We start from the raw sequence: 14,925 nt of genomic DNA on the forward strand, positions 1-14,925 counted from the left end.
TTCCTCCATCTATGGAAAGAGTCGCAGAATACGGAACAAAAAAATACGCTACTTGTAAGAAATGCTCACACACAGGGCCGCTTGCTTCATTCGGTAAGCAGGCAGCCCTGTTTCCTGCTGAAATTCAAATAATCTGCCCCAAATGCGGTACAATATCAAAGCAGAACGACAACTCATTTAATAAGGGTCCGGATTCTCTACCGAAAGGTCTGACGATAATCTCCGGCGGACAGACAGGGGTTGACCGCGGAGCACTTGATGCTGCCATAGAACGAAACATTCCCCACTACGGCTGGTGCCCCAAAGGACGCAAAGCCGAAGACGGAACTATTCCCAGCAAATATAACATGCAGGAAACCGAAGGTTGGCAATACTGGATCAGAACAGAAAAAAATGTGCTGGATTCAGACGGAACCCTGATTTTTCCGGGCAGACATAAATCAAAAGGAACTGAACTGACCATACGCTTAGCCCGCAAGCACCAGAAACCGGTTGCAGTGGTTGCACTTGATAGCCCGGATGCCGCTGAAACAATTCTGGCCTGGGTTGCTGCGAATAATATCAGAAAAATGAACGTAGCCGGACCAAGGGAAAGCGGGGCCCCGGGAATAGGAGCAAAAACGCGGGAACTACTTGCCGGTCTATAAATCAACCGGCAGGAACAAAGGTACAGTTTTCAAGTAAATTATTCAGCTTTATAAGACTCTTACGCATACCATCTGAATCACAATCCCTACTAAGCCTATGCAGAGTATCAAGCTCTGAAACATAAATAGTAAAGCCGAAAGTCAGAGCTGCTCCCTTTGAAGAGTGAATCTTTTCCCGCATAAGTTCGTAGTCACAATCTTCCGCACAATTGGCCATCATTGCCAATTCGGAAGAAAGAGACTCTAGGAACACCGGAATCAAATCATAAATATCTGATTCCACGGTAACTTTAGTGCGGGGAAAATCTGGCAAATCAAACTCCTGAATAATGCCGTATCCGGCGTTGAGACTACGCTAAATCCACTTAGTTGAATTTAAAAAAAACAAATTTATAAATACATTATATTTTAACCTCTCCGCGCAACTATTATCAAAGGTAATTACCATCTCAATTTAATCTTGACTTCTCAGTCGACGCGCTTAATATATGAACAGTTGTTCATATATTAACATAAAGAGTGTAACCATGCCGAATAATGAAGACTGCTGTTCCATCCATAACCCTACGCCGGGCGCGGTGGAACTTGTTAAAACAAAATGCTGTCCTGAAGAAACCATGACCGATCTGGCTGCTATCTTCAAGATTCTTGGGGAGCCGGTGCGGATCAGGATACTGCATGCTCTTTCCATCACCAACTTATGCGTCTGTGATTTATCGGAACTGCTTGACATGAGTCATTCAGCTGTATCGCATCAATTGCGAATATTAAGGACAGCACGCATGGTGCGATTTGAAAAAAAAGGACGCAGAGCCATATACAGGCTCGACGACAAACATGTTGAACTAATCATGCAGACTGCACTGGCGCACATGCTGGGCGATGGTTGTGCAACTCTGCAAGGAGAAAAATAAATGACCGAAATACTCTCATCAATCATGCATGAATCATGGGATGTTCTGCTGGAATCAGCACCATTCATGCTTTTGGGTTTTTTCATTGCCGGACTACTTAAAGCTTATGTAGGGCCGGAATTCATTTCTAAAAACCTTGGTTCCGGTAAAACCTCAGATGTATTCAAAGCTTCCATTCTTGGCGTCCCGATCCCACTATGCAGTTGTGGCGTAATCCCCGCAGCCGCGCAATTGCGCGAGCAGGGAGCAAGTAAAGGGGCAACCACTTCATTCTTGATCTCCACTCCTGAAACTGGTGTAGATTCCATTGCTGTAACTTACGCTCTTCTGGACCCGGTAATGGCATTCATCCGTCCTTTTGCAGCCTTTTTCACTGCGATGATAGCCGGAATTCTGGTTGACAGAGACGACAAGAGCAAAGAACCGGAAATAACTGTGCCAATCCCCGCTGCAGTACTGATACCTAAAATGGAATCCCCAAGCTCCAGAAATGAATGCGGATGTTCAGCCCCGTCCCTCTCCCCAGTTTCGGAAGCAAGCTGCCAAGATTCCGGATGCAGATGTTCAACTCAGGAAATTATACCGCAAACAGAGTCAAGTTGCTGCGATTCCGGGTGCGGATGTTCATCCGATAAAGCCCATGACCACTCAGACTCCACTTGCTCTGATTCCGGTTGCGGCTGCGGTCACAGCCATTCCGAAGAACGACCGGACTCCTTCATCGGGAAATTTTATTTCGGAATGCAATATTCTTTCGGTAACCTTCTACAGGATATCGGAATCTGGTTCCTCGGCGGAGTATTACTGGCCGGGATATTCGGAGCGCTGATCCCTGACGGATTCATTGAGCGCAACCTTGGTGACGGCTTCCTGCCCTTGCTGGTAATGCTGGCGGCAGCTGTTCCGCTCTACGTCTGCGCCACGGCCTCAACCCCCATTGCAGCAGCACTGGCCCTCAAAGGACTGTCACCCGGTGCAGCGCTGGTTTTCCTGCTGGCTGGTCCGGCCACAAATGCTGCATCATTCACAGTTGTTGCCAAGCTACTGGGTAAGCGTTCCGCGCTGATCTATCTCGGATCAATCATCGGATGTTCACTTGCGCTCGGCATGCTCACCAACTGGCTTTACTACTCTATCGGTCTAAGCGTGACTGACTGGGTACAGTCGGGATCAGAAGACGGACACGGCATGCTTTACACCCTTAGCGCATTCATTCTGCTTGCCTTAATTGCTGTTCCCAAGGTAACAACTTTGGTGAAAGGTGAATCATTGCACGGTTGTTCGCATTAAAAGAGAAAGGATGCCAGAAAGCACCGGAGGGTTTCAGATGACGGGTGAAGGCGTAGAAGCAATAATTATCATGCTGGTCATTATTCTTGCCATTTTCAAGATGGTTAAAAGAACCGGAATCGGAATGGGCCAACCCCCAGTCCGTGAACAATCGGATAAAAAAGAGATGGGCAGCAATGAATAAAGATACTGCTGGAATTGAAGCGCAACTAGAAGAGTTGCGTGGTTCTGAAAACTTCATCGGCTTTTGCGCCTTTGACCTTTTCCTTGACGATGATGAATCCAAACGCAAGGACGGGGTGCTGAAGATCTCACGCCATAACATGACCCCGGAAACTGGATTTCTCAAATTCACTTTTATAGTTGATGTCTACGGCGATAAACTCATTCGGAAACAGGTACTGGACCTTTTCGCCCGCTTTCATGATAACGAGCTGAAATCGGAAACCGACCCAGACTTCATGTACATCAAGCCTCCGGAACCGGCGACCCAGAAAGATAAATCATGGTTCATCGGTGAGGTCTTTTTCCATTTTGATTCCGTCAAAGGCTCATCAAAGGAAAATGTATACAACTTCTTCCTGCCCTTTCTGACCTTGCGGCTCCCGCTCGAATTCAGCGACCTGCAATGGTGGGAAACCGACAATGAGTTGAAAGAACAAAAGAAATCCGCAATTCAAGCTATAACGGATTTTATTATCAGCAAATTCTAAACATAATTACAATGTCAGAGCTAATTTGCCACTGTTTTGGATACACCAAGGAAGATATAATACAGGATGTCATCCGTAACGGACACTCCACCATTTATAAACGGATAATATCTGAGAACAAATCAGGCGATTGCCGGTGCGCTGAAATAAACCCCAAAGGCAGTTGATGCCTTCCTGAAGTCCGCCTGGAGGTGGACAAAATCATTAAACATTCAGTGCCAGACTTAAATGCACTGACAATATAAAACAAAAAAATCCCCTGCTGCATCTGCAACAGGGGATTTTAAATTTAGTATTAATCAACCTTAGAACTTGAAGCCGATTCTTTCGCGAATCTCATCCATGTTCTCTTTTGCCTTAGCCTGAGCTTTGGCAGTACCTTCGTGGAGAATATCCCAGACGAGCTGCGGATTTTCGTCCAGATGGCGGCGGCGTTCCTGCATAGGTTCGAGGAATTTAGCCATGTTTTCAGCCAGCAACTTCTTGCATTCCACACAACCACGGCTTGCGTTGCGGCAGCCTTCCTCGATCTCAGCACAGGTCTCAGCATCAGTGAGCAGCTTGTGGTAGGGATAGAGGTTGCAAACTTCAGGATCGCCCGGATCGGACTTGCGAAGCCTGTTTTTGTCGGTGAGCATGGACATAACCTTGGGCTTAACCTCATCCATAGGCTCGCCGAGGTAGATGCCGTTGTTGTAACTCTTGGACATCTTGCGGCCGTCGAGTCCGGGAAGTTTAGCGTCCTCGGTGAGCATTGCGTTCGGCTCGGGGAAATAATCACCATTCAAGTGGTTGAAGCGACGCGCAATCTCACGGGTCAGTTCCAAGTGGGGAAGCTGATCCTGACCAACAGGGACAAGCGAAGGCTTGTACATGAGGATATCCGAAGCCATAAGCACGGGGTAACCGAGAAAACCGTAGGTATTGAGTTCTTTCTGAACCAGTTCCTGCTTGATTTCCTTGTAAGTAGGGTTACGTTCCAGCCAGCCCAGCGGGGTCAGCATGGACAGGATCAAGTGCAGCTCAATGTGCTCCTTAACCTGTGACTGATGAAAGATCACACATTTTTCAGGATCAAGACCGGCAGCAATCCAGTCTTTAACCAGCTCAGGAACAAATCCACCAATCTTGCGGGGATCGGAATATTCACTGGTCATGGCATGCCAGTCTGCAACAAAAAAATAACATTCATGGTCTTCCTGAATCCTGACCCAGTTGACCAGAACACCGAAATAGTGTCCCAAATGCAACCTGCCGGTGGGCCTCATACCTGAAACAATGCGATTGTTTGTCTTACTCATTTTAAAAATCTTTTATGCTTGGCGGCTCTATTGAACCAGAAAATTATAGAAAAAACCCATGGCCGGACTGATGATCTTGCCGAGCAGTCCGAGCATTGCCAGTACGATTACAATAATAAATCCGTACCGGAACGACATAAATTTGAATGCGGCCTCACGGGGCATGAATCCGGCTATTATCTTGCTCCCATCCAAAGGCGGTATGGGCAGAAGATTAAAAAAGCACAGGGCCAGATTGATTATGACTCCCGCATTGGCAATCATCATCGCAGGCACAAGAATCTTGAGCATCAGCGGTGAAAGACCGTTCGCATCGAGTGAACCAATGACCTTTACGACAATTGAGAACATTACCGCAAGTACCATGTTTGCCGCAGGACCTGCCAAAGCGACAATCATCATATCCCTCTGCGGATTTTTAAAATACATGGGATTGACCGGAACAGGTTTAGCCCAGCCGATCATGCGCGTAAGCACGAGGGCAAGGGTTCCCATCGGATCAAGATGCTTTAGGGGATTCAGAGTAAGGCGTCCGGCCTGTTTAGCCGTGGGGTCGCCTAAAAGATAGGCAGCGAAGCCGTGAGCGGCTTCATGACAAGTAATAGCGAGAAGAAAAGGTAAAGCAAGAATGCTTATTTCTTTGATTGTATTGGCGATGTCGAACATGGATTGTAAGCTTGTTCGCTTTTTAGAAGTGATAAATGGCAGGCCAGGAGGGATTCGAACCCCCAGCATTCGGTTTTGGAGACCGACGTTCTAGCCGTTGGAACTACTGGCCTGCATTTATTGCCTTGAGACATCTCTGCCGTCAAAGACAAGCGGGTTCTAGCACCCCCTTTTGGGTTTGGCAAGTAAAAAAGGAGTCTATTTTCACAGACTCCTAAAAAAAATTAATTATTTTGGTCATCAGGCAACACCTAAACAGATCGGAAATCACCCCAAAGCCTGCGAGACTTTCATTTTCAACTCGCTTAAATCAACGGATTTCACCACATAATGGTCAGCCGCGATGGACTTCATATCATGCTTGAAGCTATCGTAGGCTGTACTCAAAATAACTGGAAGTTCCTGATCCTCCTGTCTGATCTCCTGCAGCAGATCCAGACCGGAACGGTTGATACCAAGCTTGATATCCAGAACAACAAGGTCCGGGTTCTCCCGCCCGATAACTGCCAGAATATCCTCAGTACCATCAGAAGTGGCCACTTTATAGCCCCCTGCCTCCAGCTCCTCTCTGTAGAGCATCCGTATATGTTTTTCGTCGTCAACGACTAAAATTGTCTTCTGAGCCATATGCAACTCCTTGAAAGTCGTTTTTCATTATTACCAGTTTAGTTCATTATTCGAGTTGGGGTCAACATTTATAGATTTTTTTTTGCGTTAGCCAAAACGCAAACCATAGCCGTATAATCAATATCCCGATACTATCACATTTTACCAGCGTTTTTCAGATCTGGCTGCTTATTTTTTTCAATTTCCCCTGATTGTAACCTGAACCGACAAAAATTCTACCTCTCAGTAGTAGGAAAAGCTTGATGAAAACGGACTTAAACGCTAAATCCCTAACCCTCGGCACTATCATATCATATAATAATAAAAAAAAGGAGTCTGACCATGGTAATTGTAACCATCGAACCGGAAGGCCAGACAGTAGAATACACTAAATTGAATACAGTCCTCCAATTACTCAACAAACAGGGACTGCACCATACCGATACACTGGTCATCCGCAACGGCGAGCTGCTCACACCTGATGAGCGGATCTTTCAGGGCGATGAAATTGAACTCAGAAAAGTAATTTCCGTAGGTTAAAAACATGAAATGTAAAGTATGCAAAGGAAAGGCGGTGGTTTCACTGCCCAGTCACAACGCTGCGTTCTGCAAAGAACATTTCAATAATTTTTTCATGAAACAGGTTGCGCAGGGCATCAAGAAGCGCAAGCTGCTGGAACGCGACGACAAAGTGCTGGTCGCCCTTTCCGGGGGTAAGGATTCCCTCGGGCTGATGTATGCATTGGCTGAACTGGGCTACGATGTTACCGGACTGCACATTGATCTGGGGATTTTCGAATCATCCATCAAAGCGCGCTCAGTTGTTGAAGACTTCTGCAAGGACAAAGGTTACCCGCTGCGCGTGGTTGAACTGGAAAAAGAAGGCGTGCCCATGCCGCTGATCAAAAAGCACATCCGCCGTCCAATCTGTTCTATCTGTGGCAAATTCAAACGCCACTACTTTAACAAGGTCGCCATTGAAGAGGGTTACACCGCCCTTGCCACCGGCCACAATCTGGATGACGAGATAGCCAGACTCTTCGCTAACACACTGCGCTGGGATCAGGGCTACCTTTCCGATCAAGGCCCCGTACTGCCTGCGGAACACGGATTCGCCAAGAAAGTAAAACCCCTTTTCCGGGTCACTGAATACGAAAGTGCCGTATTCTCTTTTCTAGCCGGAATTCCATATCACCACCTACCCTGTCCATACAGCGGCGGAGCCAGCTTTACGGGTCACAAGCTACTTTGGCGCGACATGGAACTACGCAGCCCCGGAACAAAGCGAGCTTTCTACAAAGGCTTTCTCGATCGCGGCCAGCCTGCTTTTGCTGCCTATGAAAGCGAAACAAAAGACTTTGAGATTAACCCCTGTTCTGAATGCGGCTACCCTACTTCCGCCGGAGTATGCAACATTTGCAGGCTCAAACGCCAGCTGCAGGAATCCATCGAACAGGAAGCCAACGGAGCAGAATAACCGTGAGCAGCCCCAAAGTTTCAGTCACCATGCCCTGCTACAATTGTGAAGCTACTGTAGGAGCGGCAATTGAAAGCATCCTCGAACAGACCTGCTCCGATCTGGAACTGGTAGCCGTGGATGACGGCTCCTCAGACGGAACTGCAAATGTGTTGCGTGACTATGCCGCCCGTGACTCTCGCTTGAAACCGTTGTTTCTAGACCATCAGGGGGTTGTCGGCGCGGCCAATGCCGCAATAGGTGCTGCTGAGGGGAAATATATTGCCCGCATGGACGCGGACGACATCGCGTTGCCTGAACGCATCGGAAAACAAGCAGCTTTGCTGGATATCGACCCCGGTACAGGACTGACCGCCTGCCGGGTCGGATTCGGCGGGGACCGCGCAAAGAATGGGGGCTACGCTCATTATGTTGACTGGATCAATACTCTGGTCGGCGCAGAGGAAATTTCATTGAACCGTTTCGTGGAATTTCCCTTTGCCAACCCTTCGATCATGATGCGCAAAGATTTGATTGCCGCGCATGGACCGTTCCGTGATGGAGATTTTCCTGAAGATTACGAACTGATCCTGCGTTGGCTGGAAGCCGGGGTAAAAATGCGCAAGGTTGATGAGGAACTGCTCATCTGGAATGATCCGCCGGACCGCCTGTCGCGCAACCATCCCAAATACACAGTGGAAGCCTTCTACCGCATCAAAAGCGAATATCTTTTCCGCTGGCTGCAGAAGCACCTTGGCCCCGACCCCAAAGTAGGAATTATCGGATCAGGGCGAACTTCCCGCAAACGCTACCAGATGCTGGAAAGTCTGGGCGTGGAAACTGCTTTTTATGTTGATGTGGACCCGCGCAAGGTAGGCATGCTGATTCGCGGCAAGAAAGTTCTGCACCGTGATGAAATTCCTGCAGCCGGGGAAACATTTCTGCTTTCGTATGTGGCCAGTTGGGGCGCCCGTGATGAAGTAGCAGAGTTCCTCAATGGGCGCGGTTATGTGATGGGACGAGATTATTTACTGGTTTCTTAGACGCAGTAGCACCTCACATAAAAAAATAAGGTCTTAACGACCTTATTTTTCCGCAATCTTGAAAATAATTTTAGAGTTATTTTTAAGAGTTACCTTGTTTATGACTTCAACCTCGGCAGGGCTGGCTGTTTCTGACTTGGCACATTGAACGGATACCAGCATCCAGATTAAAAAAAGACCAAGCAGCACAGCGATAACTTTTATGGACAAACCATTATCCATCTATTGAACTCTCCTTACTTCAATAGTTTCAGTACTATAGAAAAACTCTATACATTCAAGTAAAATCTTTATATCTTAATTAAGAGATAAATTCCAGTTCCAATACCGCGGCACTGACTCTCTCTACAGAATCAAAATCAGCTTCAAATTCCATCTCTCCCACAGCAGTGACCGGAATCATCCCACCCAATGAATTAAGAGCGTAGACATAATCAAAATCATCAATCTGCGCCAGATTAATTTTTTTCTCTATAATTTCAACATGCTGAGCCGCTACGATGCGGGCCGTACCGGGAAGTTTGTAGGCGCTCAATGGTTCGTAAAACGAATTTCCCTTGCGGAACATAAGGGAAGCGAATGATGATTCCAGCACATTCCCGTCAAAATCCTGCAACAAAGCATCATTAAAACCGTCCGCAAGCGCGTCCTGCCAGGCGTTCAGGTAATCCATGCGATTGGTGGATTTATGAGCCATGAGCGGGGAAAGAAAAACATCCGGGCAGGGCTTCAGAGTCCAAGTGCGCTTCGGGATGTATTCAAACGGAACAGCACACACGACAGGCACAGTGCAATTTTCCTCAACCGGAAAGAATATATTCACCCTCGCGAATTCATTCTCCAGACCATTAGTCGCCAGTACATCTTTGATGACAGCGGCATAATCAAGAGCTTGCTCAGAAATTCCAAACTGGGCCAGACTCTTACGCGCACGCTCAATATGCAGGTCCAGATGGCAGAGTTTATTTCCATTCCAGCAGATGGTCTCAAAGAAACCGTACCCGGTCCTGAACGCTGGCTGGGCCAGATCGAGACTGACCGCATCTTCGATAAACTCACCATTCCTGAAATAAATCATACAGACTCCGGGTCGAGAATTTTGCCGGCTTTGGCAATCGTCTCCAGATACTCCGCTTCAGGATCAGAATCAATTACTATGCCGCTTCCGGCCCAGTAATGAAGTTCTTTATCCGCCTGATTAAACACAGCTGTCCTGATAGGAATGGAAGAAACCATATCCTGCGGACCGTTGATAAACACAATGCTCCCGCAATACGGCCCGCGCACATGCGGCTCCAGCTTATCGATAAGCTCCATGGAACTTTTCTTGGGACACCCGGTAATGGAACCACCGGGAAAAGCACTCAAGAGCAGATCAATACAGTCACGCCCTTCACGTAATTCCCCACGCACCCGGCTGAACATCTGCAAGAGGTTGTCCACCGCAAATACTGATTTGTGATCCTCAACAACCACCGAACCGTAAAGGCAGTCGGCAGAAATATCATTACGGATCAAATCCACGATCATGGAAAGTTCCGAGTCTTCTTTAACTGAGCTTTGTAATCCCCTGACCAAATCTTCGGAATACTCTTCAAAACGAAGGGTTCCCTTAATCGGCTCCGAAAGAACCTGACCCTTTTCCACCCGCAAAAAGAGTTCCGGTGAAGTGGAAATAATCATATTCCCACCGCTCTTCAGAAGTGCATAGTAAGGCGCAGGATACTTTTTATGCAATGCAAAAAACCAGAGAACAGGATCCAAATCCCCACCCGACATGCTGAACCTTGTTGTCAGATTCAACTGGTAGGTAAGTCCCTCTCGGATATATTCAAGAGTGCGGGCAACGCCTTCCTCATACCCCTGTTTATCCAAGGACATACGCACATCACTTTTAACAAACGAAGGCAATGAAATATCTGGAACGGCTTCTGCTTTCCCGATCTCGACGAGAACCGCTGACCGATAACTTTCATCTCCGCAGATAATTCTCAGGGACGAATCACCACCTCCATGAATCAGTGCAGCGCGATATTTTTTCAAGTGCAGCAGCGGAAACTCAGCAGGCTTATCGCTCTCCACTCCACGTAATTCATGTCCCAATTCATAGGAGAGGTAACCTATAACCGGAGTGTCTTCCGCGAAACAAAAGTCCTTCATTTTTACGGAAAAATCATCGGCTTTATGACCATGCGTCATCACCAGCTCGTCAACTGGATCAATGCCGAGATAACTAAAGCTAGAATCAGCAAATTCCAGGGAGCCGAGCAGAATATCCGCATCATGATTACGCACGAAATGCGCCGCGATTTCCCTGAACCGTTCGAAGCTACAGCAGTCCGCAATAATTAATGGCGAATTCAATGAAGACTCCGGGTTGCTCGGTTAAGAAAGATTCCGGGTGAAATTGATATCCCAGAAGCGGGAGATTCGGATGCCCTACAGCCATAGGAACATGGGCAGAATTAAAACTAAGCAGTTCCAGCCCCTGCCCAAGTTCGGCACAATAAAGAGAATGATAGCGAGCCACATCCAGCTTCTTCCCGGCGAAAGATATTTTTTCGGTGCGACCATGAAAACAGCCGTCCAGTCGAGCAGTACGGCCCCCGAAATATTCATTCATAATCTGCATGCCCAGGCAGATACCCAGCACAGGCAGGCCGGATTCAAAAACCGCTGCATAACCGGGATAGTCTGCCGGACAACCGGGTCCGGGTGAAATAATGATCAGCGCATAGCTCTTGAAATCAAAACCGCTGCCTTTACCCAGCACCTCGGCATAAGGACGCACAGAAATGCGCGCCCCGGAAATCTCACGGGCCAGCAGATGCTCAAGGTTGTTGGTAAAGCTGTCGTTGTTATCGATAAGAAGTATATTCATGGTTCGAACCGGGTGTTTACTTCATCAAAAGACGGGGCACAAGCATGATAAACTGATTCAGAACTGACGTATTGCGTTCAGGGAGATCAAAATGTATAGGTTATATACTCTTACCCCCTCCCCACTATCAGGGATTACAAAGGAGATCATTCCCTTTGGTTCCGCTGAAGGCTAAATCAAATCATCAAATGCGCGCAGCGCGTCATAATATTCCCACGGAGAGCAGTATGGAATGTATTTCGAAAAGAGCCTGTGAGATCACCCCCTTTTTGGTCATGGACGTTCTGGAAAAAGCGCAGGAAATGGAACGTCAGGGGCGCAGCATCATCCACATGGAAATCGGTGAACCTGATTTCGATACCCCGGAATGTGTCAAACAGGCCTGTATCAAGGCACTGGAATCCGGTGAAACCCACTACACCCACAGTCTGGGCATACCAAAACTGCGCGAGGCTATCAGCAAATATTACAACGACACATACGGTGTGGATGTTGATCCGGGCCGGGTCATCATTACTCAGGGGACTTCCCCGGCAATGCTGCTGCTCTTCACCTTCATTCTGGATCAGGGCGACAATATCATTGTTTCCGACCCCGCCTATGCCTGTTACAGCAACTTCATTTCCTTTTCCGGGGCTGAAGCCAACTCCATCCGCACTTTTGAGGAAGACGGATTCCAGTACCGCCCGGAAGCAATTGAAAAGGCCATCAACGAACGCACCAAAGCGATTCTGATCAACTCCCCTTCCAACCCAACCGGAACCCTGCTCCCGCCGGACCGCATGGAGAAAATCGCCAAGATGGGGCCTTGGATTATCTCCGATGAAATTTACCACGGCCTTGTGTACGGGGAAAAGGAACATACCATCCTTGAATACACCGACCACGCTTTTGTGCTGAACGGATTTTCCAAGCTTTTCGCCATGACCGGATGGCGGCTGGGCTACATTATCGCCCCGGAAAAATACGTCCGGCCAATGCAGAAGCTCTGCCAGAATTTTTTCATTTCCGCCAACTCCATGGCCCAGCATGCCGGAGTAGCCGCGCTCACAGAATCGTGGGATGAGGTCAACCGCATCAAAGGCATTTACGACGAACGACGCAAGTTCCTGATCAAACGGCTGCGCGAAATCGGCTTTGATATCAAAGTCGAACCAACCGGGGCTTTCTATGTGCTGGTAAACATGAAGCATCTGGCAGCTAAATTCGACGGCAGCTCCCTGAAACTGGCCTTCGACATCCTAGAGAAAGCCGGAATCGGAGTCACACCGGGCATTGATTTCGGCGAAGGAGCCGAAGGCTTTATCCGCCTCTCCTACGCCAACTCAATGGAAAACCTAGCTGAAGGAATGAACAGGCTTGAAAAATACGTAAAAGAAAACAGCTAGACTTCTGACTCGATAAAAAGAAAAGCCCTGCGGACTTTGTGTTCGCAGGGCTTTATTTTGGTTGGTGTAATTTCTTTTTTAGGTAGTTGATCGCTACGCCGCAATATTCTTTTAATTCACCGTCTGAATTCTGAGTTTCATATTTGGCAAGAGCCTTTTTATAGTTACCCTCTTTCCATCCGGTTATATCCAGATACTTTTTCACACCATCACGGACAGACTTTCTGTTTCTCTTCAAATACTCAATATTTAAGTTCAGCACGTTATCAAGTTGTTCACTGAATTCAGTATCATTTGAATAGATTGTTCCATCTGGAAGATAAAAAACAATCCTCTCAACATCATAGCTTGAAGGGTCGTACTTTAATTCCGCATCAGCTTTACTTACATCGCAATGCTTCTCTGAATCCCTTCTATGGTTAAACCCGTGACACGCGGCAAGCATATTTGAAAATTCAAACTTTAGTTCTTTGTGATTACTTTGGCATTTGAAATGCTCAAGGCGCATACATTTGACATCCTGAACTTTGTCATCAGGACATCTCACATGGTTAATCCGCTGCATACAATAGCAACACAGGTATCCTTGATCTTCACACAAAGATTTCTGGGCAGCATTTTTTGCCTCAGAAGTAATCAATTCGTTATACTTGCCGTCGTAATCAGAAAGATCGCAAACTTTGCTTTGCTCACGTTTGAAATCTTTAAACTCTTGAGTCTCAGTGCTCTTTTTAATATTCAGCACAGCTTTACTCCGAAAGATCAAGAACTGTCCGCGCTTCAATCAATGCCGGTATCTGACCGAGTTCAGATTCAAGATCATCTAAGATACCACGAGCCTTATCAAACTCCTCATTCTCAATACATATATAAATTTCATTAACAGTGGCAGCTACTTCGTCATTAATATCAGAAACATCCATAACTTCGGTAAGAATTTCAGATGAAGTCAGCCCCTTGCTGCGAACAGGCTTGTCGTAGCGAATATCCCCATCCTCATCACGGTAAAGGGAAAAAATATTCTCCGCCGGCACTTCACTCAAGACCTGTGGCGAATGTGTTGTAATAATAAACTGGCAGTTAGGAAATGTCTCACGCAGTGCAGGAACAATGCGGCGTTGCCATTTGGGGTGCAGATGGAGGTCTATTTCGTCGATTATGATGAGGTGTTCAGCATCAATTTTTTTATTTAATTCAGAAGAAAGAACAAAACTATATGCGATTGCGGCAATAAGTCCTATGAATACACGTTCACCCAAAGAAAGTTGGAATAGACCTAATGTGACTTGTTTTCCTTTATACTCCTTAACTACTTCAAAAACACCACGTTCAATATTGAAATCTATTGCTAAAAATCCTGTAATATTAACAATAGCATCTTTAACAAATTTAAGATGTGCGTCTCGAGAAAAATCATCAATGCTATTACCTGCTAAAATATGCTTGCGGAACAATGAATCTTCATAGCTTTCCCTTTTTTTAATCCAATCAAAAGCGTGATTAAAAGCTGCATTTCTGTTTGCTATCACTGAAAGTCTTGGATCAATTTTTCTCAACGATTCAAGAGCACCCTTATCCGGTTCATTTTCAATTAATCCCACACCTCTATCTTCTTCGAAAATAGTAAAATCTAAAAAATCAACACGAGGGAACTGCTTCTTTAATGTACTGGAGATCTCGTCCGGTTCACTACTACAAACTACCTCTATCTTTTTATCGTCATAAATAAAATTAAGGCAAAATTTGGCATACTCTTCATTTTCAAAAATTTGATGATTATATATAAACAAGAGTGTTTCGTACGTATTTCTTTCTTCACCTACAAAATGATCTACTCTGGAACCAAACAGTCCATTCCCTATAGCACTAATTATACTACTCTTCCCGCACCCATTATCGCCCACAAACACATTCAGATGCCTGTCAAATTCGATCTCCATATCCCGGATGCCCCGGTAATTGTGCAGCGATAATTTTTCTAAATACATAGCAGGTTGTCTCCTGAAGAATTGATATAAAA

At 46.5% G+C, this 14,925-nt stretch carries 19 protein-coding genes and 1 tRNA gene; 9 read left to right on the forward strand and 11 right to left on the reverse strand.

The window, feature by feature from the left end:
• The first annotated feature begins 11 nt into the window (after nt 1-11).
• Nucleotides 12-647 (forward strand): putative molybdenum carrier protein, encoded by a 636-nt coding sequence (locus ACNI29_RS01935; RefSeq protein WP_419780503.1) that lies wholly within the window; start codon nt 12-14, stop codon nt 645-647.
• A gap of 1 nt (nt 648) precedes the next feature.
• On the opposite strand, the gene ACNI29_RS01940 is transcribed toward ACNI29_RS01935, so the two are convergent.
• Nucleotides 649-960 carry a hypothetical protein gene (locus ACNI29_RS01940; RefSeq protein WP_419780504.1) on the reverse strand — a complete coding sequence of 104 codons (312 nt, stop codon included), beginning with the start codon at nt 958-960 and terminating at the stop codon, nt 649-651.
• Nucleotides 961-1,174: 214 nt separating this feature from the next.
• Between ACNI29_RS01940 and ACNI29_RS01945 the strand changes: the two genes are divergently transcribed.
• From ACNI29_RS01945 to ACNI29_RS01960, 4 genes are read left to right on the forward strand one after another with little or no spacing between them, the layout of a single operon-like run.
• Nucleotides 1,175-1,561 (forward strand): ArsR/SmtB family transcription factor, encoded by a 387-nt coding sequence (locus ACNI29_RS01945; protein ID WP_419780505.1) that lies wholly within the window; start codon nt 1,175-1,177, stop codon nt 1,559-1,561.
• A complete protein-coding gene (locus ACNI29_RS01950) occupies nt 1,562-2,851 on the forward strand; it encodes an SO_0444 family Cu/Zn efflux transporter (RefSeq protein ID WP_419780506.1) in 1,290 nt (429 codons plus the stop codon).
• Nucleotides 2,852-2,888: 37 nt separating this feature from the next.
• A complete protein-coding gene (locus ACNI29_RS01955; protein WP_419780507.1) occupies nt 2,889-3,035 on the forward strand; it encodes a hypothetical protein in 147 nt (48 codons plus the stop codon).
• Nucleotides 3,028-3,564, forward strand: a complete 537-nt coding sequence (locus ACNI29_RS01960; RefSeq protein ID WP_419780508.1) for a hypothetical protein — start codon at nt 3,028-3,030, stop codon at nt 3,562-3,564. The genes ACNI29_RS01955 and ACNI29_RS01960 overlap by 8 nt, the downstream gene beginning before the upstream one ends.
• A 305-nt stretch (nt 3,565-3,869) precedes the next feature.
• Here the strand turns inward: ACNI29_RS01960 and trpS are convergent, their stop codons facing one another.
• From trpS to ACNI29_RS01980, 4 genes are all read right to left on the reverse strand, one after another.
• On the reverse strand, nt 3,870-4,865 hold the full coding sequence (trpS, locus tag ACNI29_RS01965; RefSeq protein WP_419780509.1) for a tryptophan--tRNA ligase: 996 nt from the start codon (nt 4,863-4,865) through the stop codon (nt 3,870-3,872).
• A 27-nt stretch (nt 4,866-4,892) separates the two neighbouring features.
• Complete coding sequence (locus tag ACNI29_RS01970) at nt 4,893-5,531, reverse strand: site-2 protease family protein (protein ID WP_419780510.1); 639 nt, start codon at nt 5,529-5,531, stop codon at nt 4,893-4,895.
• Nucleotides 5,532-5,567: 36 nt separating this feature from the next.
• Nucleotides 5,568-5,644 (reverse strand) — tRNA-Trp (locus ACNI29_RS01975).
• A 154-nt stretch (nt 5,645-5,798) separates the two neighbouring features.
• Entirely contained in the window at nt 5,799-6,158 is a 360-nt protein-coding gene (locus ACNI29_RS01980) for a response regulator (protein WP_419780511.1), read from the reverse strand.
• Between the two features lie 321 nt (nt 6,159-6,479).
• On the opposite strand from ACNI29_RS01980, the gene ACNI29_RS01985 reads away from it, so the two are divergent.
• Genes ACNI29_RS01985 through ACNI29_RS01995 form a run of 3 tightly spaced genes read left to right on the forward strand, consistent with a single transcriptional unit; the run spans nt 6,480 to nt 8,636 of the window.
• Nucleotides 6,480-6,677, forward strand: a complete 198-nt coding sequence (locus tag ACNI29_RS01985; RefSeq protein ID WP_419780512.1) for a MoaD/ThiS family protein — start codon at nt 6,480-6,482, stop codon at nt 6,675-6,677.
• Nucleotides 6,678-6,681: 4 nt separating this feature from the next.
• Complete coding sequence (locus ACNI29_RS01990; RefSeq protein ID WP_419780513.1) at nt 6,682-7,614, forward strand: PP-loop family protein; 933 nt, start codon at nt 6,682-6,684, stop codon at nt 7,612-7,614.
• Nucleotides 7,615-7,616: 2 nt separating this feature from the next.
• Nucleotides 7,617-8,636, forward strand: coding sequence for a glycosyltransferase (locus ACNI29_RS01995; RefSeq protein WP_419780514.1), 1,020 nt, complete (start codon nt 7,617-7,619; stop codon nt 8,634-8,636).
• A 42-nt stretch (nt 8,637-8,678) separates the two neighbouring features.
• On the opposite strand, the gene ACNI29_RS02000 is transcribed toward ACNI29_RS01995, so the two are convergent.
• The 4 genes from ACNI29_RS02000 to ACNI29_RS02015 form a co-directional block, all read right to left on the reverse strand.
• A complete protein-coding gene (locus tag ACNI29_RS02000) occupies nt 8,679-8,858 on the reverse strand; it encodes a hypothetical protein (RefSeq protein ID WP_419780515.1) in 180 nt (59 codons plus the stop codon).
• A 79-nt stretch (nt 8,859-8,937) separates the two neighbouring features.
• On the reverse strand, nt 8,938-9,714 hold the full coding sequence (locus tag ACNI29_RS02005; RefSeq protein ID WP_419780516.1) for an aminotransferase class IV: 777 nt from the start codon (nt 9,712-9,714) through the stop codon (nt 8,938-8,940).
• Nucleotides 9,711-11,000 carry an anthranilate synthase component I family protein gene (locus tag ACNI29_RS02010; RefSeq protein ID WP_419780517.1) on the reverse strand — a complete coding sequence of 430 codons (1,290 nt, stop codon included), beginning with the start codon at nt 10,998-11,000 and terminating at the stop codon, nt 9,711-9,713. The genes ACNI29_RS02005 and ACNI29_RS02010 overlap by 4 nt, the downstream gene beginning before the upstream one ends.
• Nucleotides 10,966-11,517 (reverse strand): aminodeoxychorismate/anthranilate synthase component II, encoded by a 552-nt coding sequence (locus ACNI29_RS02015; RefSeq protein WP_419780518.1) that lies wholly within the window; start codon nt 11,515-11,517, stop codon nt 10,966-10,968. Before ACNI29_RS02015 ends, ACNI29_RS02010 begins: the two co-directional genes overlap by 35 nt.
• Nucleotides 11,518-11,744: 227 nt before the next feature.
• On the opposite strand from ACNI29_RS02015, the gene ACNI29_RS02020 reads away from it, so the two are divergent.
• On the forward strand, nt 11,745-12,905 hold the full coding sequence (locus ACNI29_RS02020; protein WP_419780519.1) for a pyridoxal phosphate-dependent aminotransferase: 1,161 nt from the start codon (nt 11,745-11,747) through the stop codon (nt 12,903-12,905).
• A gap of 52 nt (nt 12,906-12,957) precedes the next feature.
• On the opposite strand, the gene ACNI29_RS02025 is transcribed toward ACNI29_RS02020, so the two are convergent.
• Together ACNI29_RS02025 and ACNI29_RS02030 are read right to left on the reverse strand one after the other, a co-directional pair.
• Nucleotides 12,958-13,650 (reverse strand): HNH endonuclease family protein, encoded by a 693-nt coding sequence (locus ACNI29_RS02025; protein ID WP_419780520.1) that lies wholly within the window; start codon nt 13,648-13,650, stop codon nt 12,958-12,960.
• Between the two features lie 4 nt (nt 13,651-13,654).
• On the reverse strand, nt 13,655-14,893 hold the full coding sequence (locus ACNI29_RS02030) for an AAA family ATPase (protein WP_419780521.1): 1,239 nt from the start codon (nt 14,891-14,893) through the stop codon (nt 13,655-13,657).
• Between the last annotated feature and the right edge of the window lie 32 nt (nt 14,894-14,925).

The sequence above is a fragment of the Maridesulfovibrio spiralis (SeqCode) genome (assembly GCF_048571135.1).
In the GTDB taxonomy this organism is placed as follows: Bacteria; Desulfobacterota; Desulfovibrionia; order Desulfovibrionales; family Desulfovibrionaceae; genus Maridesulfovibrio; species Maridesulfovibrio spiralis.

What these genes read in the sequence shown, in the direction of transcription:
- ACNI29_RS01935 (WP_419780503.1), top strand. Translation starts at nt 12, where the DNA reads ATGGAAAGAGTCGCAGAATACGGAACAAAAAAATACGCTACTTGTAAG.
- ACNI29_RS01945 (WP_419780505.1), top strand. Translation starts at nt 1,175, where the DNA reads ATGCCGAATAATGAAGACTGCTGTTCCATCCATAACCCTACGCCGGGC.
- ACNI29_RS01950 (WP_419780506.1), top strand. Translation starts at nt 1,562, where the DNA reads ATGACCGAAATACTCTCATCAATCATGCATGAATCATGGGATGTTCTG.
- ACNI29_RS01955 (WP_419780507.1), top strand. Translation starts at nt 2,889, where the DNA reads ATGACGGGTGAAGGCGTAGAAGCAATAATTATCATGCTGGTCATTATT.
- ACNI29_RS01960 (WP_419780508.1), top strand. Translation starts at nt 3,028, where the DNA reads ATGAATAAAGATACTGCTGGAATTGAAGCGCAACTAGAAGAGTTGCGT.
- trpS (WP_419780509.1), bottom strand. Translation starts at nt 4,865, where the DNA reads ATGAGTAAGACAAACAATCGCATTGTTTCAGGTATGAGGCCCACCGGC.
- ACNI29_RS01970 (WP_419780510.1), bottom strand. Translation starts at nt 5,531, where the DNA reads ATGTTCGACATCGCCAATACAATCAAAGAAATAAGCATTCTTGCTTTA.
- ACNI29_RS01980 (WP_419780511.1), bottom strand. Translation starts at nt 6,158, where the DNA reads ATGGCTCAGAAGACAATTTTAGTCGTTGACGACGAAAAACATATACGG.
- ACNI29_RS01985 (WP_419780512.1), top strand. Translation starts at nt 6,480, where the DNA reads ATGGTAATTGTAACCATCGAACCGGAAGGCCAGACAGTAGAATACACT.
- ACNI29_RS01990 (WP_419780513.1), top strand. Translation starts at nt 6,682, where the DNA reads ATGAAATGTAAAGTATGCAAAGGAAAGGCGGTGGTTTCACTGCCCAGT.
- ACNI29_RS02000 (WP_419780515.1), bottom strand. Translation starts at nt 8,858, where the DNA reads ATGGATAATGGTTTGTCCATAAAAGTTATCGCTGTGCTGCTTGGTCTT.
- ACNI29_RS02005 (WP_419780516.1), bottom strand. Translation starts at nt 9,714, where the DNA reads ATGATTTATTTCAGGAATGGTGAGTTTATCGAAGATGCGGTCAGTCTC.
- ACNI29_RS02015 (WP_419780518.1), bottom strand. Translation starts at nt 11,517, where the DNA reads ATGAATATACTTCTTATCGATAACAACGACAGCTTTACCAACAACCTT.
- ACNI29_RS02020 (WP_419780519.1), top strand. Translation starts at nt 11,745, where the DNA reads ATGGAATGTATTTCGAAAAGAGCCTGTGAGATCACCCCCTTTTTGGTC.
- ACNI29_RS02030 (WP_419780521.1), bottom strand. Translation starts at nt 14,893, where the DNA reads ATGTATTTAGAAAAATTATCGCTGCACAATTACCGGGGCATCCGGGAT.